Here is a 412-nt window from a genome sequence, read left to right as displayed (position 1 = left end):
TTAGAAAGTGATAATAGACGTAATATATATATATCGGGAAGGTATAAAGGAGAGATGCGTTTTGGCGATAGTTACTTTGGGAAGACCGATGGTTCAGGCGGATTCGTAGTCAAAATAAATTCAGAGAGGTCAATTTATTGGCACTACACCAGACCTAATAATGAAATCAGAGATATTGCTGTCGATGCAAATGAGCAGGTAACATTACTCAGTGGAAATAAACTAGTGCGTTTAAGTTCAACTGGAGATTTAAAATGGGAAAAGAACATACCCCTATTTAGTGCCTATATGGATACTGATCAAGTTGGAAATGTCTACTTGGCCGGGTTTAAAGATCCGAATAAGTCTGGTAATCCGCCATCAGACATTACTCTTATGAAGTTAAATCAAGAGGCCGAAATAATTTGGGAAA

Annotated in this window: 1 protein-coding gene; it reads left to right on the top strand. The window is 37.4% G+C overall.

All coding sequences use genetic code 11. The annotated features are described in order from the left end of the window. A partial coding sequence (locus E1176_RS20055) for a hypothetical protein (RefSeq protein WP_185152453.1) occupies positions 1–412 on the top strand: 412 nt, incomplete at both ends.

The organism is Fulvivirga aurantia (genome assembly GCF_009711475.1).
GTDB lineage: Bacteria > Bacteroidota > Bacteroidia > Cytophagales > Cyclobacteriaceae > Fulvivirga > Fulvivirga aurantia.
This window is presented reverse-complemented; position numbering and strand designations above follow the sequence as displayed.